We start from the raw sequence: 23554 nt of genomic DNA, 5'->3' as shown, positions 1-23554 counted from the left end.
CCCACTGACGGATCGCCGTACAACCGCCAAGGCCCCCCGCGGGAAGCTCCCGCGGAGGGCCTTGATGGGCGTGATGTCGGTGATCAGCCGACGTGAACCACGTCGTGCGTCTCGGCGAAGTGGCAGGCGCTCGCGTGCGCCGTCCCCTGCCGGATCTGCAGCAGCGGCTCCTCCTCAGCGCAGATCTCCTGCGCCTTCCAGCAGCGGGTGCGGAAGCGGCAGCCCGACGGCGGGTTGGCGGGCGACGGCGGGTCGCCCTGAAGGATGATCCGCTCACGCTGCTCACGGCCCTCGGGGTCGGGGACCGGCACGGCCGACAGCAGCGCCTGCGTGTACGGATGAGCGGGCTTGTCGTAGATCTCGGTGTCCTTACCGAGCTCCACCACCTTGCCCAGGTACATCACCGCGACCCGGTCGGAGATGTGGCGCACCACCGACAGGTCGTGGGCGATGAAGATGTACGCCAGGTCGAACTCGTTCTGCAGCCGCTCCAGCAGGTTGATGACCTGGGCCTGGATCGACACGTCGAGCGCGGAGACCGGCTCGTCGCAGACGATGATCTCCGGCTGGAGCGCCAGCCCGCGGGCGATGCCGATGCGCTGACGCTGCCCGCCCGAGAACTGGTGCGGGTAGCGGTTGATGTGGTCGGGGTTGAGTCCCACGACCTCCAGCAGCTCCTGCACCTTGCGGCGGCGGTCGCCCTTGGGGGCGACCTCGGTGTGGATGTCGAACGGCTCGCCGATGATGTCGCCGACGGTCATCCGGGGATTCAGGGAGGTGTACGGATCCTGCATCACCATCTGGATGTTGCGCCGCATCCGCTTGAGCTCACCGCCCTTGGCCTTGGCGATGTCCTTACCGTTGATCTTCACCGAGCCGGAGGTCGGCCGCTCCAGCGCCATGAGCACCTTGGCCAGTGTGGACTTGCCACAGCCTGACTCGCCCACGATGCCCAGCGTCTCGCCCCTGTTGAGGTCGAACGAGACGCCGTCCACGGCCTTGATCGCGCCGATCTGCTTCTTGAACAGGATGCCCTGGGTCAGCGGGAAGTGCTTGACCAGGTCCCGGACCTCGAGAATCCGCTCACCCTTGGTCGCCATCGAGGACCTCCCTCCAGTAGTGACAGGCGCTGCCGCGCGAGCCGCTGATCTCGTAGAGCGGGGGGTTGTCCGTCACGCAGTTGTCCTGGCGATACGGGCATCGCGGATGAAAGGCGCAGCCGGTCGGCATGTCGAGCAGGTTGGGCGGCAGACCCTTGATCGCGTACAGTTCCTGGCCCTTGAGGTCGACCCGGGGGATCGACTCCAGCAGCCCCTTGGTGTAGGGGTGGGCCGGGGTCTTGTAGATGTCGTGCACGCTGGCGTTCTCGACGATCCGCCCGCCGTACATGACCGCGATCTTGTCGGCGACGTCGGCCACGACGCCTAGGTCGTGCGTGATGAGGATCATGCCCATGTTGCTCTCGCGCTGGAGTTCGGCGAGCAGCTCCATGATCTGGGCCTGAACCGTCACGTCGAGCGCGGTGGTCGGCTCGTCCGCGATCAGCACCTCGGGGTCCAGCGCGATCGACATGGCGATCATGATGCGCTGACGCATGCCCCCGGAGAACTGGTGCGGATAGTCGTGGACGCGCTGCTTGGCGGCCGGGATGCGCACCTTGTCCATCAGCTCGATCGCCTTGTTGTAGGCGTCGCGCTTGGACATGCCACGGTGCACCCGGAACATCTCGCTGATCTGCCAGCCCACGGTGAATACCGGGTTGAGCGCGGACAGCGCGTCCTGGAACACCATCGAGATCCGCTGGCCACGCACCTGGGTGCGCGCCTCGTCCGAGAGCTTCAGCAGGTCGGTGCCGCGAAAGCGGATCTCACCCTTGGGGATGCGGGCCGGCGGCATGTCCAGGATGCCCATGATCGCCTGGGCGGTCACTGACTTGCCCGAACCCGACTCTCCCAGCACGGCCAGAGTCTCACCGGGGCTGAGCGAGTAGCTCACCCCGTTGACCGCACGCACGACGCCCGCGCGGGTGGCGAACTCCACGTGCAGATTCTCCACGGCGAGCAGCGGCTCGTCGCCCAGCCCTCCCTCGGCGGGCAACACGTCCGTTGATGCCTTTCTCACTTGAACCCCCTTCCTACCTGAGCTTCGGGTCGAGAGCGTCGCGTACGGCGTCGCCCAGCATGATGAACGCGAGCACCGTGATGCTCAGGAACACCGCTGGGAAGACGAGCGGCAGCGGCGCCTCCAGGAACCGGTTGCGAGCGTCGGCGATCATCAGACCCCAGGAGATGTCCGGGGACTGAACCCCGACCCCCAGGAATGACAGTGCCGCCTCGGCCGAGATGAACCCGCCGAGGTTGATCGTCGCGATGACGATCACCGGGGCGACCGCGTTCGGCAGCAGGTGCCCGAACATGACCCGGCTCTGGCTTGCGCCCAAGGCTCGGGCCGCGACCACGAAGTCCTGGTTCCTGGCGGTGATGACGGCGGCCCGCATGATGCGGAACGTCATCGGCCAGGCCAGCACGGCCAGCGCGATGACCACGATCCAGATGCCCAGGTTCGCGTCCCTGAAGGTGGCCGAGATGAGCAGCGCGCCGAGGATCCACGGAATCGCGAAGAAGACCTCCGTGACCCGGGACGTGACCGTGTCGACGGCTCCGCCGCGGGCACCCGCGAGGAGACCGAGCAGACCGCCGACGATCGCCGTGATGATGGTGGTGCTCACGCCGATCACGATCGAGTTGCGCGCACCGAAGATCGTCCTGGCGTACACGTCACAGCCGAGGTTGTCCTTGCCGAAGATGTGGCCCGCGCTCGGCCCCTGCCTGGCCGTGGCCAGCTCACAGGTCTTGGCGTCGAAGGGGTTGATCGAGGTGAACAGCGACGGCCAGAACGACATGACCAGCAGGATCGCGATGAGGACGCACGAGAAGATGAACATCGGCCGACGTCGCAGGTCATAGAAGGCGTCGCCCCAGAGACTCGCGGGCTTCGTCTCCTTCTTGAGCTTGTCCGGAGGGGTCGGCGCGGTGGCGGTCTGGACAGGTCCGACCTGTGGGTCATTACTCATAGCGGATCCTCGGGTCGAGCACGGCGTACAACAGGTCCACGACCAGGTTCGCCACGATGTAGACCAGCACCAGGATTGTCACGATACCTACGACGATAGGTTGCTCTCGTAGATATACGCCTTGATAGATCTGGAGGCCGATACCCGGGATGTTGAAGATCGTCTCGGTGATCACCGCGCCGCCCATGAGCGTGCCGAGGTCGGCGCCCAGATAGGTGACCAGGGGGATCAGCGCGTTACGCAACCCGTGCCGGCCGATGACTCTTCGTCTGGAGAGTCCCTTCGCGGTCGCTGTTCGGATGTAGTCGGATCTCAGGGTCTCGACCAGGCTTGTTCTGGTAAGCCGGGTGAGATACGCGATCGACGTACCCGCCAGCACGAATCCGGGGAGCAAATACGATTTCAGCCCCGCGTTGATTCCCGCGATCGGGAAGATCTCCGTGCCCACGGTCTGCTTCAGCCAGACGCCCAGCCACAGCTGCAGCACGAAGCCGGTAACCAGCGGGGGGACAGAGATGAGCAGCAGCGTCGCGGCCAGGATCATGGTGTCGATGGCCTGGCCGCGGCGCAGCGCCGCCCACAGACCGAGCAGGACACCGATGATCGCTTCCATGACGAGGGCGACGAGCGCCAGGTTCAGCGTGACCTGGAACTTGCCCGCCATCAACTGGGTGATGGGCACACCGGCGAAGGTCTTGCCGAAGTCGCCGTGCAGGAAGATGTTGCTGATGTAGTACCCGTACTGCACCAGCACCGGATCATTGAGGTGATACTGATCCCGCAGGATCATCACGATGTTGGGGTCTTGTCTCTTCTCGCCGGCCAGCGCCGCGATGGGGTCGCCAGGGAGCGCGAAGACGATGACGAAGATAAAGAGGGTGGCGCCCAGCAGGACTGGTATCGCCTGGATCAGGCGCCGGATCACATAACGGCCCATTCAAGCCTCCCGTACATGCCAAGAAGGCAGTCGCCGGGACCTGGGGTTCTCACGGCCCCAATGACTGCCTTCGTGGCGGGCTCCCGAGGGGCGGGCGGCTAGGCACCCGCCCCCGCGAACAGCGTCAGGCCTTCTCGACGTCGGCCCACTCAACCTGGTTGAGCAGGTTGATCTTGACGTTCTTGACCTTGGTCGAGTATCCCGAGTTGTTACGGTAGAAGTACACAGGGATGTACGGAAGGTCCTTGATGAGGATGTCGTCCGCCTGCTGGTAGAACTTCAAGCCCTCTTCGGGAGTCGCCGCCTGGTCGCCCTTGGCGACCGTCTCGTCGAACGACTTGTTGGAGTAGCCCGCGTAGTTCGAACCGGTCTTGATGGCGCCGGTCGAGAAGATCGGCGTCAGGTAGTTCTCGGCGGACGGGTAGTCAATCGCCCAGCCCATCCGGAACATGCCCTTGTATTCCTTCTTGTCGAGGGCGTCAAGGATGCTCGCGAACTTCTCGAACGGCTTGACGGTCACCTCGACACCGAGGTTGGCGCGGAGGTTGTTGGCCGCGGCCTCGATCCACTCCTTGTGGCCACCGTCGGCGTTGTAGCCGAGCTCCAGCTTCGCCGGGCCCTTGGCCGCGGCGTACTGCTCCTTGGCCTTGGTGGGGTTGTACTGGCAGGCCTGGCAGGCGCCCTGGCGGTAGCCGTCGATGGCCGGGTTGATGAAGTCGTCAGCCGGCGAACGGGTGCCGGAGAAGACCGTCTCGGCGATGGTCTTCCTGTCGATGGCCATCGAGATGGCCTCGCGCATCTTGACGTCCTTGTACTCGTCGTTGTACTTCAGCGGGAAGCCGATGTACCCGACGCCGGCGTCAGGCTGGTCCTGGTAGCGGTCGCCGAGCGCCGTCTTGGCGCTGGAGATCGCCGAGGCGGGCAGCGAGTCGTGGATGTCGACGTTGTCGGCCTGGAGGTCGTTGTAGGCCGTCTCAGAGCTGTTGTAGAGCTTGAACTGCAGCTTGGTCCAGCCAGTCGGCTTCTTGGCCGGGTACTTGTCGTACACCGACAGGTCGATGGACTGGTCGGTGCCCTTCTTGTAGGGCTTGTCGAGCTTGAACAGGCCCTGGCCGATCGGCTTCTCGCCGTACTCCGCCGTCACCTTGCCGTCGGCGCCGAAGGCGGCCTTGGGCAGCGGGTAGAACGCGGTGTAGCCCAGCATGGTCTTGAACTGGGAGAACGGCGCGGTGAGCGTGACCTGCAGCGTCGAGTCGTCGACCGCCTTGAGGCCCTTCATCTCCTTGGTGGTGACCTGCTTGCCCTCGCCAGGGTTGAGGTCGGCGTAACCCTCGACGCGGCCGAAGAAGTAGCCGGCGCCCTGAGCGTTGTCCTGGTTGGCCGCGTAGTTCCACGCGTCGACGTAGTTCTGCGCGGATACCGGCGTACCGTCCTGCCACGTGTACGGCTTGAGCTTGATCGTCCACACCTTGTTGTCGGTGCTCTCGATCGACTCGGCCGCCGCCAGGACGACCTGCTTGTTCTCGTCATAGTTGACGAGCGGCTCGAACACCGCGGCGAGGACTTCAGCGCCCTCGGACTCCGTGGTGTTCGACGGGACCAGCAGGTTCTGCGGCTCACCCAGTTCCATGCGGACCGGCGTGTCGCCGCCTCCGCTCGACGCGGTGTTGCCGGTCGTGGATCCGCCGCCGCCACACGCGGCGACCGCGAGGGCTAGCAGCGCGGTACCGGCGACGATCTGTGCGCCCTTAGTAACACGCATGGTAAAAAGATTCCTCCCTCAAACAGGTGGGCGTAAGCGCTGAGCTGCGATGATCGTGAGCAGCCTGACGGGGGTTCCTTGTCGTCCCCCGGGTTTGGCTGACCTGGTCAAACCAGCCGACGCCCTGCCAGTCGATCGCGACTATCCCTTACTACTTGCCACCAGGGAGTCTCTGGCGCGTTGCAGTTCGGTCACACGTGCGCTTATCCAACGTCACAGTCATTTCTCGCATAGAGCACCAAAGCCACAGAAGAACCTCTAAAGCGGACACTACGGGACGTGAACAGCTGATGAAAAATACCCTCTTGGCGCCACTGGTCGCGCCCTAGCCGCCATCCCGCGTGTCGCTGAGCTACGGTTGAGCGAGTCTTGGCATGCCCTGGTACCAGCCTTGGAACCGGTCAACGCGGGACACCGTCCAACAGTCTGTCGCGAACCGTCGCGGCAGACACCTCAACGAGCCGGATCCAATAGAGTCCTTGCCATGAGCCAGCCGGAATCCGCTGTAGCGGACGCCCAGGCGGGCGGCCGAAGCGGGGAGCCGCTGGCCAAGCTCGCCCAGAGATACGGGCTTCGCCGTGCCATCGCGCGGCCGAGGTTCCCTGTCTACGTGCGCCAGTTGTGGGAGCGGCGACACTTCATCCTGACGTACGCGACCTCGCGCAACGTCTCGAAGTACTCCAACTCGGCTCTGGGCCAGCTGTGGCAGGTCCTGACCCCGTTGCTGAACGCCGCCATCTACTTCCTGATGTTCGGCCTGATCCTCGGCGGCAGCAAGAACATCGACAACTACCCGGCCTTCCTGTTGACCGGGATGTTCGTCTTCACCTACACGCAGCGCACGGTGACCGCCGGGGCCAAGTCGATCTCGGGCAACCTCTCGCTGATCCGGGCGCTCCACTTCCCCAGAGCTTCCCTGCCGCTGGCCTACACGATCCAAGAGCTCCAGCAACTCGCCATCTCCATGGGTGTGCTCCTGGTGCTCGTGGTGGTCACCGGCGAATGGCCCACGTGGTTCTGGTTGATGATCCCGGTCGTGCTGCTGCTGCAGACGCTGTTCAACATCGGCGCCGGCCTGGTGATCGCCCGGCTCGGCTCCTCCATGCGCGACCTCAACCAGCTGCTGCCGTTCATCACCCGCACCTGGCTCTACGCCTCGGGCGTCTTCTTCTCCATCCAGGACAAGGTCGTCGGCTCCGCGAAGCTGCCTCAGTGGGTGGCCGACGTGATGTATCTCAATCCCGCAGCCTCCTACATCGAGTGGATGCGCGACATCCTCATCGAGACCTACCATCCGGAGAATGGGCACAACCCCCCGATGATGGTGGTGCTGTCTTGCGTATTCTGGGCAGTGTTCGCACTCGGCTTCGGCTTTTGGTACTTCTGGCGAGCTGAGGAGAGGTACGGGCGTGGCTGAACTGACCAAGGAGCTGTCACAGGTGATGGGCCAGGAGCCCGCCGTCCCCGGCGAGGTCGTCCCCAAGGCGGACGCCCCCAAGAAGGACGTCAGGGTGCACCCCAACCCGGCCCCCGCCGGCAAACGGCCTCTGGACGTCCCCACGGGCACGCCCACGGTCATCGTCGACGATCTCCACATCGTCTACCGGGTCTACGGCGCGGCCAGCGACAACGAGAAGGGCAACGCGGTCAACGCCCTCACGCGGCTGGTCAAGCGCCAGGGCCGTCCGCAGATGAAGGAGGTGCACGCCGTCAAGGGCGTGTCCTTCGTCTCCTACCACGGTGACGCGATCGGCGTCGTCGGCCGCAACGGCTCGGGCAAGTCCACGCTGCTGCGCGCCATCGCCGGCCTCCTGCCGCCACACTCGGGCGCCGTCTACACCGACGGCCAGCCGTCGTTGCTAGGCGTCAACGCGGCGCTCATGCGCGAGCTCACGGGCGAGCGCAACATCGTGCTCGGCTGCTACGCCATGGGCATGACGCCGAGCGAGGTCAAGGAGAAATACCAGGAGATCGTCGACTTCTCCGGCATCGATGAGTTCGTCCAGCTGCCGATGTCCACCTACTCCTCCGGCATGGGCGCCCGGCTGCGCTTCGCCATCTCCTCGGCCAAGACGCACGACGTGCTGCTGATCGACGAGGCCCTGGCCACCGGCGACCGCGAGTTCCGCAAGAAGAGCGAGGAACGCATCAAGCAGATCCGCGAGTCGGCGGGCACGGTCTTCCTCGTGGCCCACGACCTCAGGGTCATCGAGGAGACCTGCAACCGGGTCATCTGGCTGCACAAGGGCAAGATCAAGATGGACGGCGACCCCAAGGAAGTACTCGCCGCCTACAACAAGGGCTGACCCCTCAGGACTGACCCCTTAGGGCCGACCCCCTTGGGCTGCTCCCCGCCCCTCAACCAGGGCTGATCCCCGCGGACGCCGCCGTCAAGCGTCCGCGGTTTCGTCATGCCCGCGGCCATGCCCGCGCGACTCGCGGGGCAAATAACTGACACCGTGGCCGGTGTTCCGATATCATTCGAACGTTGTTTCGATACGAGGACGCCGATGGAGTGGGAGCGCGCGATGGGAGAGCTAGCGGCCGCGATCGACCATCTGGCCGTCGAGGACGTGGCAGACGTTCCCCGGGCCCAACTGACCGAGCAACTCATCGACCTCCACTGGCAGATGGCCAGGCTGCAGGCCCAGATAGCCCGCCGCACCGGCGTCCGCCTGCCATAGTCGCGGAAATGACGATGCCGCCGGCCCCGGGATCCGGGACCGGCGGCGGGCCACGACTCACGCGACGCCACAGCCCTGCAGTGTGGCGGTGCGCGGGCGCGGCCCATGCCCGGGCGCGTCCGCCCGGGCCGGCCAGAAGACCACCCGCTCTCGCGGGCGGTTCGTGACATATGCGCGACGGCCGTGTCGAACACCCCGGCACCGTTGGGGCTCGCCGACCGGCCACGCCGGTTCTGTGGCAGTGCGTCCCACGTTTCCGGGGACGTACCGACCCTCGATCATGTTTCCCGCCGGACGCGCCGTCTCGTGGCCGTCGAGGCCTGTTCCCGAGCGCATGCACCTATGACACTCGCGAACCGCCACCACGGCCCGAACGGCCGACATCCGGAAGGCGCCTCGGCCAGATCGCGATCACATCGCGATCGGCCTGGGTGAGACCGCGATCAGCGCCTCGGCCCGGTCGCCATCACACCACGATCGGCCTCGGCCAGATTGCGATCGGCCTGGGCTGGGCCCCGATCACGCCGCGATCAGGCTGGGTGAGATCGCGATCAGCGCCTTGGCCAGATCGCCACCACACCCCCACCTGCCTGGGCCAGATCGCCACCACACCGCCACCAGCCTGAGTCAGATCGCCATCACGCCGCGATCGGCCGTGCGGGAGAAGCCCGAGACAGCGTCCGCCGTCGCCTCAGTGGTCCCCGCGAGCGGGGTCACCGTGCCGCTGAGGCTCCCGGCGGCCTTCTTCCCGTAGGTCGAGACCGCGTGGGACGCGTCCTCGACGAGCGGGGCGATCTCGTCGACGGACGCGACCGGCTCCGCCAGGCGCGCGGCACCGGGCACCTCGCCCACGCCCGCCTGCTCACCCGTACGCCGATCCATGCGCGAGTTCGTGCGCGGGTCCGTGCGCGGGTTCTCGAACTGGTTCTCGAGCTGGTGCTTCAGCCGGTCCTCGAACCGGTTCTCGAACCGGTCCCTGCGCCTACCCGCACGTGCGTCCGCACGCCCGTCCGGGTGATCGCCTGCCTGGGCGTCCGCGTGGGCGCCTGTGCGAGTGCTCGCATGCGCATGCGCCTCCGAGCCCCAGCCCCTACGACCATGCGTACGCGAGTCCGGGCCCCAGCCCCAACGCCCGTCCCTTCGCCCGTCCGTGCGCCCATCCATGGGTTCGTCCGCGCGCCCGTCCATGCGCCCGCCCCTGGGCTCATCCGCGCGCCCATCCATGGGCCCGCCCTTGGGTCCGTTCATGGGCCCGCTCTTCGGGCCGTTAATGGGCCCGTTCATGGGCCCGCCCTTGGGACCGTTCATGGGCCCGTTCATAGGCCCGCTCTTGGGCCCGTTCATGGGCCCGCCCTTGGGACCGTTCATGGGCCCGTTCATAGGCCCGCTCCTGGGGCCGTCCAGAGGGCCGTTCATGCGCCCATCCATGGGCCCGCCCCGGGGACCGTCCATGCGGCCGCCCCTGGGCCCGTCCGCGTGCCGCCCCGTGCGCCTGCTCGGCGGCGGACTCATCAGGCGCCCGCCGAAGTACGGCGAAACCTCCTTGGCGGCGACGCCCCGCTGGGGAACGGCCCGAAGAGCGACCCCCTCAGTCCGCTCGGAGGCGGCTCGCGGACCGGACACCTCAGTGTCGAGAACCCCACCGAGCTTGGCCCCGGCTGACAAGCCGTTCAGGCCCTTCACACCGCCCAGGGGCTGGACCGGATCACCGCCCCCCGGCAGGCTCCCGACCGCGGAGTAACGGGCCTCAGCTTGGGCGGCCGGCGCGAACGACGCCGCGGCCAGCGCCAATCCCGCGACGGCGACCGCCGTCTTGATAATACGTTTCATGATTTGCCTTCCCGGCTCGTGATCGAGCGCTCTCGAATAAAGCTGAGATGCGGCTCGATAACCCCCGAATGCCGTGGCGTACACGCTATGGGCACCACACGAAGCGCGCCGTCCCGGCTGAGCTACTGACGCAGTTGTATCACCGCGCCCGGCCGGGCGCAGGCCACGGAAAGTCCACGTCAAACGGCCTTCAACAGCCCAGGGGCAATCATGGAAGGGGTGTCGAGTCGGGAGACAAATCGGGAAATAGCCGGGGTGTATGTCCGATATTCCGTTGACGTCACCCGCATTCAGAAGAGGCGCCCCGACGGCCCGTCGACAACGGTCGGGAAAACAATTGCCACGGGCCGGGGGCTCAATCTTTCCGCTTGCGGGGCACGCGCTTGACCGCTCAGGCCGGCACGAGCATGTCTTCCATGGAGGCCTCGAACGGGAAGCGATCGGCGAAGGCCGGACGCAGGTCCGTCAGCCACACCGCTGACGGGTCGTACTCGGCGAAGAACGGCCGGCCCACCAGAGAGGGGTCACGGGCCTGGATGAGATGGAGCACGAACACCCGCCGACCGGCGATCTCGGTCACGCCGTCGACGCACACCTTTCCAGGGGTGGCCGACATGGAAGGCCCCCGGACGGTCCGGCAGAGCCCTGAGACCTTGGAGTAGGCCTCCCTGAAGACCTCGTACGCGCGGGCGAGCGGAACCGCGAAGTAGTCCTGCGGGCCGGTGTCACGCTCGACGAACATGTAGTAGGGGATCATTCCCATGCTGTGCTGCCGCCGCCACATGCCCGACCATATGGCGGGATCGTCGTTGATCGACCGGATCAGCGGCGCCTGGGTCCTGATCGTCGCCCCGCTGCCGAGGATCCGCTTGACCGCGGACTCGACCAGCGGCGACTCCAGCTCGCGCGGGTGCGTGAAGTGGGCCATGAACGCCAGGTTCTTGCCCCCGGCCACGACCTGCTCGAACAGTTCGAGCGTGGCGTCGGCGTCGGGGTCGGACACGAACCGCTGCGGCCAGTAGGCCAGCGCCTTGGTGCCGATCCGGATCGACTCCAGCTGCTCCAGGCCGATCAGCGGCTCGATGTATCGCCTGATCACCGGCTCGCCCATGATCATGGCGTCGCCGCCGGTGATCAGCACGCTGGTGACCTGCGGGTTCTGGCGGATGTAGGAGACCATCTGGTCGATGTCGTCGGAGGCGAACTTCAGGTCCGCGTCGCCGACGAACTGCGCCCATCGGAAGCAGTAGGTGCAGTAGGCATGACAGGTCTGCCCCTGCTTGGGGAAGATGAGCACGGTCTCGGGGTACTTGTGCTGCAGCCCCGGCACCGGCTCCGCGCCGATCCGGGGGACGTTGAGCTCTTTCTGCCCGGCGGGGTGCGGGTTGAGCTGCGCACGCACCCGGTTGGCCTCGGCTTGGATCTCGACGTTGGGCGCCTCGGCCTTGAGCAGGTCGGCCAGCCTCGCGACGTCCGCGGCCGGAAGCATGTCCTCCTGGGGAAAGACGAGACGGTATATGGGATCGTCGGGCGCTGCCGACCAATCGATGAGCTCGTCCACAACGTAGGCGTTCGTCCGGAAGGGCAGCACGGTGGCGACGGCGCGTACCTTCAGCCGCTGCTCATCGTCGAGCCCCGCACGTCGCAGGAGCTCGTCTAGGTGCTTGGACGTGTACGCCCTGAAGCGGCGCGTGCCCGCCTGGTTCAAGATCACTAAGCCTTTCCCATCTTTTTTGTTCGATCCGCTGTAAACCTCTGGCGCCTGTCATGCGTCTACGGTTCTTATACCCGGACGCTATGCACGGCGTCCCTGGTTCCATTGGTCTCCAAGTTTTCGCTGAGGTTTGACCACTCGCGACATATCGCGAGAGGGAATAGACTGGCAAATTGTGACCCCTGATCCCGTTTTGCGCGCCTCCGATGCCGACCGCGACCGCGTGGCCGCTGTGCTCGGTGAGGCCCTCGCCACCGGAAGGCTCACCAGCCTCGAACACGCGGACCGCCTCGATGCTGCCTATACGGCCAAGACCGTCGGTGAACTGGTCCCCATCACCTCTGACCTGCCCGACGTGTCGGCGCCAAACATCGTGGCTCTCGGAATCGAGCAGCAGACGATCGACTCGACGTTCAGCAAGGTGATCAGGAAGGGCCGCTGGGTCGCCTCCCGCCACACCAGGTTGTCGGCGAGGTTCGGCGCGCTGATCATCGACCTGACGGACGCCGTGCTGCCCGGCCGGGAGATCACCATCGAGGCCGACGCCCGCTTCGGCAAGCTGATCGTGCTCGTGCCCGACAACGCCCAGGTGATCGACGAGGGCGTCTCCATGTTCGGCAAGCGCCATGTGAGCGGCGGCACGCGCAGCGACGGACCGCTCATCCGGGTCACGGGCCAGTCCGTGTTCTCCAAGGTCATCGTCTCGCGCGAGGTCTCCGACTGGAACCTGAACAGCGTCGGCTGACCCGGCCACCCGCTGATCGGCCCGGCGGACACCCTGCCTACGATGCGGACGGGGGCGAAACGGGGGCGGACCGCGGCGCGACCGCGTTCCGGCCACGCCACAGGAACGCTCCGCGAGCCGTACGAGGTGACCTTTTGTCCGACATCACCAGGCCGATCGCGCTCGACGCCATGGGCGGCGACCACGCACCGCACGAGATCGTGGCGGGGGCCGTGCACGCCGTGCGCGAGCGCGGGCTGGCAGTGGTGCTCGTCGGCTCGCCCAAGGTGCTCTACGAGGCGCTCGCCGACCATGACGCGACCAAGGAGATCCCCATCGTGCGGGCCGAGGAGGCCCTGGCGATGGACGAGGGCGCGCTGGCCAGCCTGCGCCGCCCCCGCTCCAGCATCGCGATCGCCTGCCATCTCGTACGGCGGGGCGACGCGTCGGCCGTGGTGTCCGCGGGCTCGACCGCCGGGATCGTGACCACGGGCCGGCTCAGGCTCAAGGCCCAGCAGGGCGTGCTCCGGCCGGCCATCGCCGTCGCGCTGCCCACACTGCCGAAACCCACACTGCTCCTCGACGCGGGCGCGAACGCCGAGGTCAAGCCGGAGATGCTTGTGCAGTTCGGGCATCTGGGGTCCGTCTACGCCGAACTGGCGTACGAGATCTCCATGCCCAAGGTCGGCCTGCTCACGATCGGCAGTGAGGCCGAGAAGGGCAACAAGATCGTCAGGCGGGCCCACGAGCTGCTGCAAGGCTCCCCCGGCCTCAACTTCATCGGCAACATCGAGGGCCACGACCTGCTGACCGGCATCGCCGACGTGATCACCACCGACGGCTTCACCGGCAACGTCGCGCTGAAGACCATGGAGGGCGCGGTCCGCTACGCGTTCGGCGAGCTCCGGCGGACCATCGACGACAGCAGGACGGCCAGGCTGGGGGCGTTCCTGCAGCGGTCACGCCTGCGCGAGCTGCGCAGCCGCCTGGACGCCGAGGCCTATGGCGGTGCCGTACTCCTCGGGCTGAACGGGACCGTGGTGATCGCGCACGGCTCGTCCAGAGCGGCCGGCATCAGTGCCGCCTGCCGGCTCGCCGCCGACCTGTCGGCGCAGGGCGTCGTGGCGCGCATCGGCGACAGGATCGCGGCCGCACACCGCCCGCATCGCCTGAGAACCCCATAGATCGCGACCACACACCGCCCGCATCGCCTGGGAACCCCATAGTCTGTGGCGGATCCACAAATCTGGGGGTTGTGTGGACGGCTTAACTTCGGCACAGGTCTCAGGGGCGAAGACCAACCATGTGCCGCGCCGGTCGAGCAGGTCGCTCGGCGCGATCATCAGGGCGAATGTCTTCACCCTGTTCAACCTGGTCATCGGCGTGCTCTGGGCGCTGGTCCTGATCTTCGGCGCGTGGCAGGACGGGCTGTTCGGGCTGGTCATCGTGGCCAACGCGCTGATCGGCATCGTGCAGGAGCTCCGGGCCAAGCGCACGCTCGACAAGCTCGCGGTGATCAACGAGGCGCCGGTCACGGTCCGCAGGGACGGCCGCGACCAGGAGATCCCGCCTCGCCAGGTGGTGCTCGGCGACCTGATCCTGCTCGGGCCCGGCGACCGCCTGCTGGTGGACGGCGAGGTCGTCGAGTCCGACGGACTGGAGATCGACGAATCGCTCCTGACCGGCGAGGCCGATCCGGTGCACAAGCTGCCGGGCGACGAGGTGCTGTCGGGCAGTTTCGCCGTCGCGGGCTCGGGCTCGTTCGTCGCGACCAAGGTCGGCACCGACGCCTACGCCGTACAGCTGGCCGAGGAGGCGAGCCGGTTTCACCTCGCGCGCTCGGAGCTGCGTGACGGCGTCGCGAACTTCATCAAGTACATCACCTGGCTCGTCATCCCGATCGGCACGCTGCTGATCTACAGCCAGCTGCGCAATTCAGCCGACTTCGGCACCGCCATCACCGGCGCGGTCGCCGGCATCGTCACCATGATCCCCGAGGGCCTGGTGCTGATGACCTCGATCGCCTTCGCGGTCGGCGTCGTACGGCTCGGCCGCCGCGACTGCCTGGTCCAGGAGCTGCCCGCGATCGAGGGCCTGGCCCGGGTCGACGTGCTCTGCCTCGACAAGACCGGCACGCTCACCGTAGGCGGCATGGACCTCGGCGAGGTACTCCCCCTGGGCGAGGGCCGGCCGATCCACGAGGCGCTCGCCGCCCTGGCCAACGTGGACCACCGGCCCAATGCCACGGCCAAGGCCATCCAGTCCCGCTACCCCGCGGCGGCCGACGGGTGGACGGCCGTCGACGTCGTGCCGTTCTCCTCGGCGCGCAAGTGGAGCGGCGCCGACTTCGGCCCCCACGGGGTGTGGCTGCTCGGCGCCCCCGACGTCCTGCTCGACGCCACGGCCGACGGCTACGAGCGGGCCGCCGAGCTGGCCTCGACCGGCACCCGCGTACTGGCGCTGTGCCGTACGGACAGCCTGGCCTCCGCCTCCGACGGAGCGGAGGCCGTCGGAAGGGCGGAGGCCGTCGCGCTCGTCACGCTCAAGCAGCGCATCAGGCCCGACGCGCATGAGACCCTGCGGTACTTCGCCAAGCAGGGCGTCACCATCAAAGTGATCTCCGGCGACAATCCTGACGCCGTCGCCGCGATCGCCACCGGCCTGGAGATTCCGGACGGCCACCGCGCGATCGACGCGCGTACCCTGCCGGCGGACGACCCGGCCAAGCTGGCCGAGCTGCTGGACACCCACACCGTGTTCGGCCGCGTCACCCCGCAGCAGAAGCGGGCCTTCGTCGGCGCGCTCCAGTCGCGCGGCCACACCGTGGCGATGACCGGCGACGGCGTCAACGACGTGCTCGCGCTGAAGGACGCCGACCTGGGCATCGCGATGGGCGCGGGCAGTCCGGCCACCAAGGCCGTCGCCCAGGTGGTGCTGCTGGACGACAAGTTCTCCTCGCTGCCGCACGTGGTGGGCGAGGGCCGCCGGGTGCTGGCCAACATCGAGCGGGTCTCGAACCTGTTCCTCACCAAGACGTTCTACGCCATCGCCCTGTCGCTGCTCACCGGGGTGCTCGGGCTGATGTTCCCGTTCGCGCCACGCCATTCCACGCTGGTGAACGCGCTGACCATCGGCATCCCGGCGTTCGTCCTGGCGCTCGCGCCGACACTCGAACGCGCCAAGCCCGGGTTCGTGCCCCGGGTGCTGCGCTTCGCCGTACCCGCCGGGCTGCTCTGCGCGGGCGCGGTGTTCCTGGCGTTCTGGGCCGCGCACAGCGGCACCTCCACCCTGATCGAGGACCGTACGTCGGCGACGATCGCGCTCTTCCTCACCACCTGGTGGGTGCTCATCCTGATCACCAAGCCGCTCACCCTGGGGCGGATCGCCATGATCGGCGGCATGGCCGGGCTGTTCGCGCTGGCCCTCGCGATCCCCTTCATCCGCCATTTCTTCGCCCTCGAACCCGGCGATCTGAGCAACGATCTGACCGCCGTCGGCATCTCCGTGGTGGCTGCCGCGGGCATCAGCGTGGCGGTCAAGGTCGCCGGTACCCTTAGACCATGACCGACCCGCAGACAGTGCTCACCGAGCGCGTCCAGCAGGCGCTGGCGCACGCGTTCGGCTCCGAGTACGCCGACGCAGATCCGCTGATCAGGCCCTCCCAGTTCGCCGACTTCCAGGCGAACGTCGCGATGAGCCTGGCCAAGCGACTGCGACGCGCGCCGCGGGAGGTCGCCGAGGCCATCGCGGCGGAGCTGTCCGACTTCCCCGGCACGGTCGAGGTCAGTGGTCCCGGCTTTCTCAACATCGCGCTCGACGACTCCTGGATCGAGTCCGAGGCGACCACGATGCTCGACGACCCGCGCGCGGGCGTCGGCTTCGCCACGCCGCCGCAGACCGTGGTGGTCGACTACTCCGCGCCCAACGCGGCCAAGGAGATGCACGTCGGCCACCTGCGCACCACGATCGTGGGCGACTCGCTGGCCCGCATGCACGAGCACCTGGGCAACACCGTCATCAGGCAGAACCACCTCGGCGACTGGGGCACGCCGTTCGGCATGCTCATCGAGCATCTGCTCGACATCGGCGAGGAGGCCGCGGTCGCGCAGCTCGAAGCCGGCATGGGCACCGAGTATTACCAGGCGGCCAGGAGCCAGTTCGACGGCGGCGAGGAGTTCAAGGTCCGCTCGCGCAAGCGGGTGACCATGCTCCAGTCGGGCGACCCGGAGACCCTGCGGCTCTGGCACGTCTTCATGGACGCCACGATCCGCTACTTCAACAAGGTCTACGGCATGCTCGGCGTCACACTCACCGACGCCGACATCGCGGGCGAGAGCATGTACAACCCGATGCTCGAGAAGACCTGCGACGACCTGGAGGCCGCCGGGGTCGCCGTGCTGAGCGAGGGCGCGCTCTGCGTCTTCCCGCCCGGCTTCACCGGCTCCGACGACAAGCCGCTGCCACTGATCGTCAGGAAGAGCGACGGCGGCTACGGCTACGCCTCCACCGACATGGCGGCGATCCGCTACCGGGTCCACGACCTCAAGTCCGACCGCATGCTCTACGTGGTGGGCGCCGACCAGGCGCTGCACTTCCGCATGGTGTTCGCGGCGGCCAAGCTGGCCGGCTGGCTGCCCGAGACGGCCTCGGCCGAGCACGTCCAGATCGGCATGATGCTGGGCAAGGACGGGCGCCGGTTCAAGACCCGGTCCGGCGAGTCGATCAAGCTGATGGACCTGCTACAGGAGGCCGTCGACCGGGCTGCGGCAATCATCGCCGACCGCGGCTACGACGAGACCGCGCGGGCCGAGATCGCGCACGCAGTGGGCATGGGCGCGGTGAAATACGCCGACCTGTCGGTCAGCCATGACAGCGAATACGTCTTCGACTACGACCGCATGCTCGGGTTCAACGGCAACACCGGCCCCTACATGCAGTACGCGACGGCCCGGATCCGCTCCATCTTCCGCAAGGCGGGAGTGGCACCGGCCGACGCGACCGGCGACATCGTCCTCGGCCAGCCCGCCGAGCGCGCCCTGGCCCTCCACCTGTTGGGCTTCGGCGCACTGGTGGAGCAGGTCGTGGCACTGTCGGAGCCGCACCGGCTCTGCGCCTTCCTGTTCGAGACCGCCAGCCTCTACAGCACGTTCTACGAGGAGTGCCCGGTGATCAAGGATGGGGTCGACGCCGAGACGAAGGCGCACCGGCTCGCTCTCTGCGCGCTGACCCTGCGGGTCCTGGAGACAGGGCTCGATCTGCTCGGCGTCCCGGTGCCCGAGCGCATGTAGCACGTGCGGGCGCGCCTCCACCTGGACGGCGCGCCCCCCGGCTAGGCTTTACGCGGTCATGAACTGAGGCCACTATGGGGGAGTTCTCTGCCTTGAGCACGGACCTGACTGCCGACCCCCAAGCAGCAACCGAGCTGCACCGATATGCCGAGGCGCTGCTGTCTCACCTGGCCGCCAACGGCGCCGCGCCCCCGGCCCCGCCCGACTTTCCCGACAAACCTGGTTACTGGCTGCCACCCGCCGTCGAAGCGCTGGTGGCGATCCTCGCCGGTGACGATCCGCTGGCGCCGCTGAGCAAGGCGGCCGGGCGCGACCAGCAGCAGACCGCGCTCTTCCTGGCGCTCGCCCTGGCCGTCGCGGGCCACGGCAGCCGCATCCACGCCTCCTGGCTCGGCACCGCCTTCGGCGACCTGTCGCTCGACCAGCCGGTCACCCACGGTCAGCGCGCGCTCTGGCTGGCCGCGGCCAGGGGCGCCTACGGTCCGGCCGGGAAGATCTTCGTGCTCCGCAAGCTCGACGCGGTGGCCGTACCCGAGCACGCGGACGCGGCGCAGTGGACGCAGGCGCTCCTCCCTGGTGAGCCGTCGGTGGTCGTGCCCCCTTCGCTGCTCGACTTCCCGGAGATGGCGGAGATCCCCGAACTCGCCACGCCCGTCCAGGCCGCCGCGCGGCTCGCCCGGTTGCGTGCCCGATGCGCGGAGATCACCTCGGCGAAGCAGGCCGAGCACGACTCCTCCACCCCGCTCACCAACAGCTCCGGCAGCCCCGCCGCCGCGTGGGAGGAGGACGAGCCGCTGGCCGTACTCCGTTCACTCATCGGGCTCGGCGGCCCCGCGGGGCCGATGGCCGCGCTGAGCTCGCACCTCCTCGACGACCTGCGCCCGGGCTCCGATCCGCATCTGGCGGCACTCGCCCTGCACGTGGCGGGCCCGATCCTGCGCGGCGTGGCAGAGGAGCTGGAGTCCAACAGCCGGCTCACAACGCCCGCCACGGTGACCGTGTCACTTCTCGGCCACGACATCGAGCTGCACCCCGAGGGGCCGGACGATGCCTCGCTCGCGGCGGCCGAACGCGAGATCGTGGACCAGGGCATGATGCGGCGACGGCCGCCATGGGCGGCCGTCGCGCTGATCGTGGCGGGGGTCGGTCTGCTCCTCGGAGCTCTGCTGGCCGACGGGCTGGGGGTGCCCGTGCTCGCCGCACCGGGGGTGGCACTGCTGGGCCTGGCGGGCTGGCAACTCTGGCGGCGCCGCAAGGCCGTTGAATCAGACGCCCGCTACGTGGCCGCGCAGATCGCCGAGCTCAAGGAGCTGGCCGACGGCGCGGTGTGGGCGCTGCATGGATACGCGCGTGAGGCTGACACGCGAGCGGAACAGGCCGCGGACGACTCGGCCGAGCTCACCCGGCTGATCCGTCGCGGCCCGCGCGCGGCCTAGGAGCTCTCGATCTCCACGTGGGCCGGCGCGAGCAGGAACACACGGTCGGCGATGCGCTCGATCCGACCCTCACAGCCATAGGCGAGGCCGGCCGCGAAGTCGACCATCCTGGTCGCCTCCGGCATCGGCATGCCCGTCACGTCCATGATCACCGTCTGGCCATCACGGAAGTGCTGCCCGATCATCGGCGCGTCGTTGTACTTGAGCGGCTGAACCATCACGATTCGTGACGAGTCGGCGGTCGAACGCCAGCGCCTCGCCGCCCGCTCCGTCGCCGGCATGTACTCCTCTTCGTACTGCTCGTCGTCGTAGCCGTCGTCGTAGTGGTCGATCCCGCCCAGGCCAAGGTAGCTCACCACCTTGCGCACTGCCCCCATCGGCTTGTCCTTTCCTCAGGAACTCACCTCAATCGGCACGTCCCACCATTGGACGTTAACCGACGGCGAGAAGTTCGCCGTGCGACACGCCCACAACTAATTCCATTTTGTACGGCTAGCGGCCAGGTATCACCTGGATATCTCTCCCCCGATAGCCTCCATACATGCGCGTGTTCACTGTAGATGCCTTCACCGACACTTCTTTCCGGGGCAATCCGGCTGCGGTGTGCCTGCTGGACTCGCCCTCTCCCGAGCCATGGATGCAGGCGGTCGCCACGGAGATGAACCTGTCGGAGACCGCCTTCCTGCTCGGCGATTCGCTACGCTGGTTCACCCCCGCGGTCGAGGTCTCCCTCTGCGGCCACGCCACGCTGGCCACCGCACATGTGCTCTATTCCACAGGTGCGGCCGGCGGTCAGCTCGAATTCAGTACGGCGAGCGGAACTCTCACCGTGAATCGCATGGCCAACGGCATGATCACGATGGATTTCCCGGCGAAGGAAGTGTCGCCGACAGACGTTCCCGACGGGTTGGAAAATGCACTCGGAGCTGCACCGGTGCAGGTCGGCAGGAGCAATCTCGACCTGGTGGTGGAGCTGGAATCGGAGGCGACGATACGTTCACTCGCACCCGACATCGCGGCACTGGCCACCATCGAGGCCCGTGGCGTGATCGTCACGGCGCAGGGCTCGTCGACCGACTTCGTCTCCCGCTTCTTCGCCCCGAACGTGGGGGTGCCGGAAGACCCGGTGACAGGCTCGGCACACTGCGCACTGGCCCCTTATTGGGGGCAGCGGCTGGGACGGGACACCATGGTGGGCGCGCAACTGTCGGCCAGGGGCGGGCTGGTGCACGTGCGGTTGGACGGGGACCGCGTACACCTGGCCGGGCGAGCGGTCACGGTACTGTCGGGGGACTTGCACGTCTGACGGAACGAGTGAACCCTGGATGCTGGACGGGGGACTGTACTTTGGCCGGACCGCACGTGCGGTGCGATGGGATGACCGCCGGCTTGAGGCCGCCGCCTACGTCCGGAAGCGCCAATCAGTCGTGCACCGGCGCGAGCGCCCAGCTCGCGAGCAGTTGCACCGCCGCCTCTGTGGCGCTGCCCGCGACCGGCACGAGCACGATCAGCCGCTGCCGGGAGTCCCCGGCGGGGACGAAGTGCTCATAGGTGAACGTCACGGTGCCCAGGGCGGGGTGCCGGAAGCTTTTCACCCCATGTGTGCGCATGCTGACGTCACCGCCACCCCATAGCGCGCGAAACATCGCACTCTTCTCACGCAGCTCGCGGATCAGACCGGCCAGCTCGATGTCCTCCGGATACCTCCCGAATGTGACCCGCAACTGCCCGGCGGTCTCGGCAGCGACCTGGTCCCAGTCCACGTACAGGTACTTGCTGTCTGGCTCCAGGAACAGCCGCCGAGCCAGATTGGGACGACCCCCGTCGAACCTGAACAGGCGCGCGGCCACAGCGTTGGCAACAAGGACATCGAACCGGTCGTTGATCACCATGGCGGGCGTGCGGATCAGATCCAGCATGCCGACCAGTTCCGGCCGGGCGACGTCGGCGGCGGGCGACGCGCGCCGCCGCTCCCGTAAGGGACCGGCCAGGGTACGCAGGTGCGCGCGCTCCACGTCGTCGAGGCGCAGGGCGGCGCCGATGGCGTCGAGAACCTCGGGTGACGGATGCGCGGCTCGCCCCTGCTCCAGCCGCTGGTAGTACTCGACGCTGATCCCGGCGAGCTGCGCGACCTCCTCGCGGCGCAGCCCCGCCACCCGGCGGCGCCCCAACCCTCTGATCCCGACGCTCTCCGGCGTGACCCGCTCCCTACGTGACCGCAGGAAACCCGCCAGCTCCTGTCGTTCTCCCACGGAACCCAGTATGTCGGCTTCCTCCACCGCGAAGGGTGGCCCTGCCAGTACCCGGAACCACGGAGCCTGGGACACCCGCCGAAGCCCCTGGCAGGCTTCCACCCCGTCAGACCTGGAGAAGGAGAGCCCCACAATGTGCCACGACCTCGACAGTAAGCCCCCGGCCGCTCCCGCCGTCACCGGACGGGTGGCCGAGCACGGGCCGCTGGAACTCGCCGTCGCCGACGGCAACCGCTTCCTGGCCTACCGGGCGGCCCCGGAAGTCCCCAACGGCAACAACGTGCTGCTGATGCCCGATGTGCGGGGTTTCCACCCGTTCTACGCGCACCTGGCCCAGCGATTCGCCGAGGCCGGCTTCCACACCCTGGTGATGGACTACTACGGCCGCAGCGCCGGCACCGCTCCCCGGGCCGAGGCGTTCGACGGATACGCCCACATGGCCCTGCTCGAACCGCGACACGTCGAACTCGACGCCTCCACCGCCGCCGAGACGATCCGCGGCTGGCACCCCGGCCCGTTGTTCAGTGTCGGTTTCTGCCTCGGCGGCGGCTATTCCTGGCGGCTGGCCTCGGCCGGGCTCGGCCTGGCCGGAGCCGTCGGCTTCTACGGGCCGCCACGTTTCGTCGGCGACCGCACGGGCCAGCCGTCCGCACCCCTGCTCATGCTGCTCGCGGGAGACGACGTGGCCACCAGTCCGGAGGAGTACGCGACGCTGACCGGCGAGTTCGACCGGGCTGGCAAGCCGTACGAGAAGCACGTGTACGACGGCGCCCCGCACTCGTTCTTCGACGACTCCTACGAGCAGTGGCAGGACGCCTGCACCGACGCCTGGCACCGCATCCTCGCCTTCACCTCCTACCACGGTGTCACGCGGTGAACGAACGCAGTGAACGAGTGGTGCGAACGCGGCCTCGCGCGGCAGGCAGAGCTCGGCCCCGGCGCAATCCGTACGCGGGTGTACGACGCGCTCGCGGACACCTGGCCGGGCGAGCGGTCACGGGTGCTGACGGGGGGAGCCGCACGTCTGACGGGATGAGTGGGCTGTTGGCAGGGACCCGCACGCTTGACCGGACCTGCAATTCGACGGGGCAGACTTGCCGAGCCCGTATCGCGAACATCGGGGGACCGCCGTGACGACGTCCGTACTGGGCGGACCTCAGCCGGCGGGGCCGTGACGACAGCGGTGCAGTTCCCCGGGGTCCGTACCGGGCGGACCTCAGCCAGAGGCGCCGTGACGACGTCGGTGCAGCTCCCGTACCTGGGCCGCAAGCTCGGGCACCGGCCCCTCCACCAGGACGCTCGGAACGACCTGCTGGATCGGCAGTGTCCGGACCGGCGGCGCGGGAACGCCCAACTCGGCGAGCCACCCGGCAAGCTGCTCCGACGAACTCGCGTACACGATGCGCCCCAGCCCGACCCACCCGTGCGCGGCCGCACACATCGGGCAGTGCTCCCCAGAGGTGTAGACGGTCGCGGCCGCCCTTTCCTCAACCGTCATATGCGCTGCGGCCCACCGAGCCAACTCGAACTCCGGATGCCGGGTATTGTCGCCGGCGGCCACGCGATTGTGATCCTCGGCGAGCACGATCCCGTCAGCGGACACGAGCACGGACCCGAACGGCTCATCTCCCACCTCCAGCGCCTCCGTCGCCAACTCCACACATCGCCGCAGGTGCCGCAGGTCGGTTTCGGTCGCCACAGTGCCTCTCCCGGAGTTCCGATCTTCGAGTTCCATGCTAGGGCGTCGGGATGTGACGCCTCCCAGCGCATCAGTGTCAGCGCGCCAAGCCAGGACGACGCGAGTCTCAGCACCCCAGGCCAAGGCGACACGGATCTCAGCGCGAAGGCCAAGCG

20 protein-coding genes are annotated in these 23554 nt (G+C 67.8%); 10 read left to right on the top strand and 10 right to left on the bottom strand.

Features of this window, described 5'->3' with window-relative positions; genetic code table 11:
• Positions 1-83: 83 nt before the first annotated feature.
• The 5 genes from ACQP2T_RS04860 to ACQP2T_RS04840 all read right to left on the bottom strand — a co-directional run bounded on the left by ACQP2T_RS04860 (position 84) and on the right by ACQP2T_RS04840 (position 5772).
• Complete coding sequence (locus ACQP2T_RS04860; protein WP_433514988.1) at positions 84-1100, bottom strand: ABC transporter ATP-binding protein; 1017 nt, start codon at positions 1098-1100, stop codon at positions 84-86.
• Positions 1084-2121: an ABC transporter ATP-binding protein gene (locus tag ACQP2T_RS04855; protein WP_433514987.1), complete on the bottom strand. Its 1038-nt coding sequence runs from the start codon at positions 2119-2121 to the stop codon at positions 1084-1086. Before ACQP2T_RS04855 ends, ACQP2T_RS04860 begins: the two co-directional genes overlap by 17 nt.
• A gap of 13 nt (positions 2122-2134) precedes the next feature.
• Positions 2135-3073 carry an ABC transporter permease gene (locus tag ACQP2T_RS04850; protein ID WP_433514986.1) on the bottom strand — a complete coding sequence of 313 codons (939 nt, stop codon included), beginning with the start codon at positions 3071-3073 and terminating at the stop codon, positions 2135-2137.
• The gene (locus tag ACQP2T_RS04845; protein WP_358557839.1) at positions 3066-4010 is read right to left on the bottom strand and encodes an ABC transporter permease; all 945 of its coding nucleotides are present in this window, start codon (positions 4008-4010) and stop codon (positions 3066-3068) included. Before ACQP2T_RS04845 ends, ACQP2T_RS04850 begins: the two co-directional genes overlap by 8 nt.
• Before the next feature lie 124 nt (positions 4011-4134).
• Complete coding sequence (locus ACQP2T_RS04840; protein ID WP_433514985.1) at positions 4135-5772, bottom strand: peptide ABC transporter substrate-binding protein; 1638 nt, start codon at positions 5770-5772, stop codon at positions 4135-4137.
• A 484-nt stretch (positions 5773-6256) separates the two neighbouring features.
• Between ACQP2T_RS04840 and ACQP2T_RS04835 the strand changes: the two genes are divergently transcribed.
• The 3 genes from ACQP2T_RS04835 (at position 6257) to ACQP2T_RS04825 (ending at position 8456) form a co-directional block, all read left to right on the top strand.
• Entirely contained in the window at positions 6257-7189 is a 933-nt protein-coding gene (locus ACQP2T_RS04835) for an ABC transporter permease (protein ID WP_433514984.1), read from the top strand.
• Positions 7182-8078: an ABC transporter ATP-binding protein gene (locus ACQP2T_RS04830; RefSeq protein WP_433514983.1), complete on the top strand. Its 897-nt coding sequence runs from the start codon at positions 7182-7184 to the stop codon at positions 8076-8078. Before ACQP2T_RS04835 ends, ACQP2T_RS04830 begins: the two co-directional genes overlap by 8 nt.
• Before the next feature lie 222 nt (positions 8079-8300).
• Positions 8301-8456, top strand: coding sequence for a hypothetical protein (locus ACQP2T_RS04825; RefSeq protein ID WP_433514982.1), 156 nt, complete (start codon positions 8301-8303; stop codon positions 8454-8456).
• Positions 8457-9083: 627 nt separating this feature from the next.
• On the opposite strand, the gene ACQP2T_RS04820 is transcribed toward ACQP2T_RS04825, so the two are convergent.
• Together ACQP2T_RS04820 and ACQP2T_RS04815 are read right to left on the bottom strand one after the other, a co-directional pair.
• Positions 9084-10286 (bottom strand): hypothetical protein, encoded by a 1203-nt coding sequence (locus ACQP2T_RS04820; protein ID WP_433514981.1) that lies wholly within the window; start codon positions 10284-10286, stop codon positions 9084-9086.
• 391 nt (positions 10287-10677) lie between these two features.
• Entirely contained in the window at positions 10678-12000 is a 1323-nt protein-coding gene (locus ACQP2T_RS04815) for a KamA family radical SAM protein (RefSeq protein WP_433514980.1), read from the bottom strand.
• A 175-nt stretch (positions 12001-12175) separates the two neighbouring features.
• Here ACQP2T_RS04815 and ACQP2T_RS04810 point away from each other — a divergent pair, with 175 nt between their 5' ends.
• From ACQP2T_RS04810 to ACQP2T_RS04790, 5 genes are all read left to right on the top strand, one after another.
• A complete protein-coding gene (locus tag ACQP2T_RS04810; RefSeq protein ID WP_433514979.1) occupies positions 12176-12745 on the top strand; it encodes a DUF1707 domain-containing protein in 570 nt (189 codons plus the stop codon).
• 170 nt (positions 12746-12915) lie between these two features.
• Entirely contained in the window at positions 12916-13908 is a 993-nt protein-coding gene (plsX, locus tag ACQP2T_RS04805; RefSeq protein ID WP_433519711.1) for a phosphate acyltransferase PlsX, read from the top strand.
• Between the two features lie 73 nt (positions 13909-13981).
• Positions 13982-16288, top strand: coding sequence for an HAD-IC family P-type ATPase (locus tag ACQP2T_RS04800; RefSeq protein WP_433514978.1), 2307 nt, complete (start codon positions 13982-13984; stop codon positions 16286-16288).
• Positions 16285-18012, top strand: a complete 1728-nt coding sequence (argS, locus tag ACQP2T_RS04795; RefSeq protein WP_433514977.1) for an arginine--tRNA ligase — start codon at positions 16285-16287, stop codon at positions 18010-18012. The genes ACQP2T_RS04800 and argS overlap by 4 nt, the downstream gene beginning before the upstream one ends.
• A gap of 92 nt (positions 18013-18104) precedes the next feature.
• Complete coding sequence (locus ACQP2T_RS04790) at positions 18105-19448, top strand: hypothetical protein (RefSeq protein WP_433514976.1); 1344 nt, start codon at positions 18105-18107, stop codon at positions 19446-19448.
• Here the strand turns inward: ACQP2T_RS04790 and ACQP2T_RS04785 are convergent.
• Positions 19445-19825: a cell division protein SepF gene (locus ACQP2T_RS04785; protein ID WP_225302506.1), complete on the bottom strand. Its 381-nt coding sequence runs from the start codon at positions 19823-19825 to the stop codon at positions 19445-19447. The two genes, ACQP2T_RS04790 and ACQP2T_RS04785, sit on opposite strands and share 4 nt — an antisense overlap.
• Positions 19826-19989: 164 nt before the next feature.
• Between ACQP2T_RS04785 and ACQP2T_RS04780 the strand changes: the two genes are divergently transcribed.
• On the top strand, positions 19990-20754 hold the full coding sequence (locus tag ACQP2T_RS04780) for a PhzF family phenazine biosynthesis protein (RefSeq protein ID WP_433514975.1): 765 nt from the start codon (positions 19990-19992) through the stop codon (positions 20752-20754).
• Between the two features lie 115 nt (positions 20755-20869).
• On the opposite strand, the gene ACQP2T_RS04775 is transcribed toward ACQP2T_RS04780, so the two are convergent.
• The gene (locus ACQP2T_RS04775; RefSeq protein ID WP_433514974.1) at positions 20870-21700 is read right to left on the bottom strand and encodes a helix-turn-helix transcriptional regulator; all 831 of its coding nucleotides are present in this window, start codon (positions 21698-21700) and stop codon (positions 20870-20872) included.
• Between the two features lie 133 nt (positions 21701-21833).
• Between ACQP2T_RS04775 and ACQP2T_RS04770 the strand changes: the two genes are divergently transcribed.
• A complete protein-coding gene (locus ACQP2T_RS04770) occupies positions 21834-22577 on the top strand; it encodes a dienelactone hydrolase family protein (protein ID WP_433514973.1) in 744 nt (247 codons plus the stop codon).
• Between the two features lie 339 nt (positions 22578-22916).
• On the opposite strand, the gene ACQP2T_RS04765 is transcribed toward ACQP2T_RS04770, so the two are convergent.
• Positions 22917-23399 carry a nucleoside deaminase gene (locus tag ACQP2T_RS04765; protein ID WP_433514972.1) on the bottom strand — a complete coding sequence of 161 codons (483 nt, stop codon included), beginning with the start codon at positions 23397-23399 and terminating at the stop codon, positions 22917-22919.
• Positions 23400-23554: the final 155 nt, after the last annotated feature.

Source organism: Nonomuraea sp. CA-143628 (assembly GCF_050942315.1).
GTDB lineage: Bacteria > Actinomycetota > Actinomycetes > Streptosporangiales > Streptosporangiaceae > Nonomuraea.
The sequence above is the reverse complement of the archived record's forward strand: the minus strand, read 5'-3'. Positions and strand labels throughout refer to the sequence as shown.

Bases quoted from the DNA above. Each gene is read 5' to 3' on its own strand.
- ACQP2T_RS04860 (WP_433514988.1), bottom strand. From the start codon at position 1,100: ATGGCGACCAAGGGTGAGCGGATTCTCGAGGTCCGGGACCTGGTCAAG.
- ACQP2T_RS04850 (WP_433514986.1), bottom strand. From the start codon at position 3,073: ATGAGTAATGACCCACAGGTCGGACCTGTCCAGACCGCCACCGCGCCG.
- ACQP2T_RS04845 (WP_358557839.1), bottom strand. From the start codon at position 4,010: ATGGGCCGTTATGTGATCCGGCGCCTGATCCAGGCGATACCAGTCCTG.
- ACQP2T_RS04840 (WP_433514985.1), bottom strand. From the start codon at position 5,772: ATGCGTGTTACTAAGGGCGCACAGATCGTCGCCGGTACCGCGCTGCTA.
- ACQP2T_RS04835 (WP_433514984.1), top strand. From the start codon at position 6,257: ATGAGCCAGCCGGAATCCGCTGTAGCGGACGCCCAGGCGGGCGGCCGA.
- ACQP2T_RS04825 (WP_433514982.1), top strand. From the start codon at position 8,301: ATGGGAGAGCTAGCGGCCGCGATCGACCATCTGGCCGTCGAGGACGTG.
- ACQP2T_RS04820 (WP_433514981.1), bottom strand. From the start codon at position 10,286: ATGAAACGTATTATCAAGACGGCGGTCGCCGTCGCGGGATTGGCGCTG.
- plsX (WP_433519711.1), top strand. From the start codon at position 12,916: ATGGGCGGCGACCACGCACCGCACGAGATCGTGGCGGGGGCCGTGCAC.
- argS (WP_433514977.1), top strand. From the start codon at position 16,285: ATGACCGACCCGCAGACAGTGCTCACCGAGCGCGTCCAGCAGGCGCTG.
- ACQP2T_RS04785 (WP_225302506.1), bottom strand. From the start codon at position 19,825: ATGGGGGCAGTGCGCAAGGTGGTGAGCTACCTTGGCCTGGGCGGGATC.
- ACQP2T_RS04780 (WP_433514975.1), top strand. From the start codon at position 19,990: ATGCGCGTGTTCACTGTAGATGCCTTCACCGACACTTCTTTCCGGGGC.
- ACQP2T_RS04770 (WP_433514973.1), top strand. From the start codon at position 21,834: ATGTGCCACGACCTCGACAGTAAGCCCCCGGCCGCTCCCGCCGTCACC.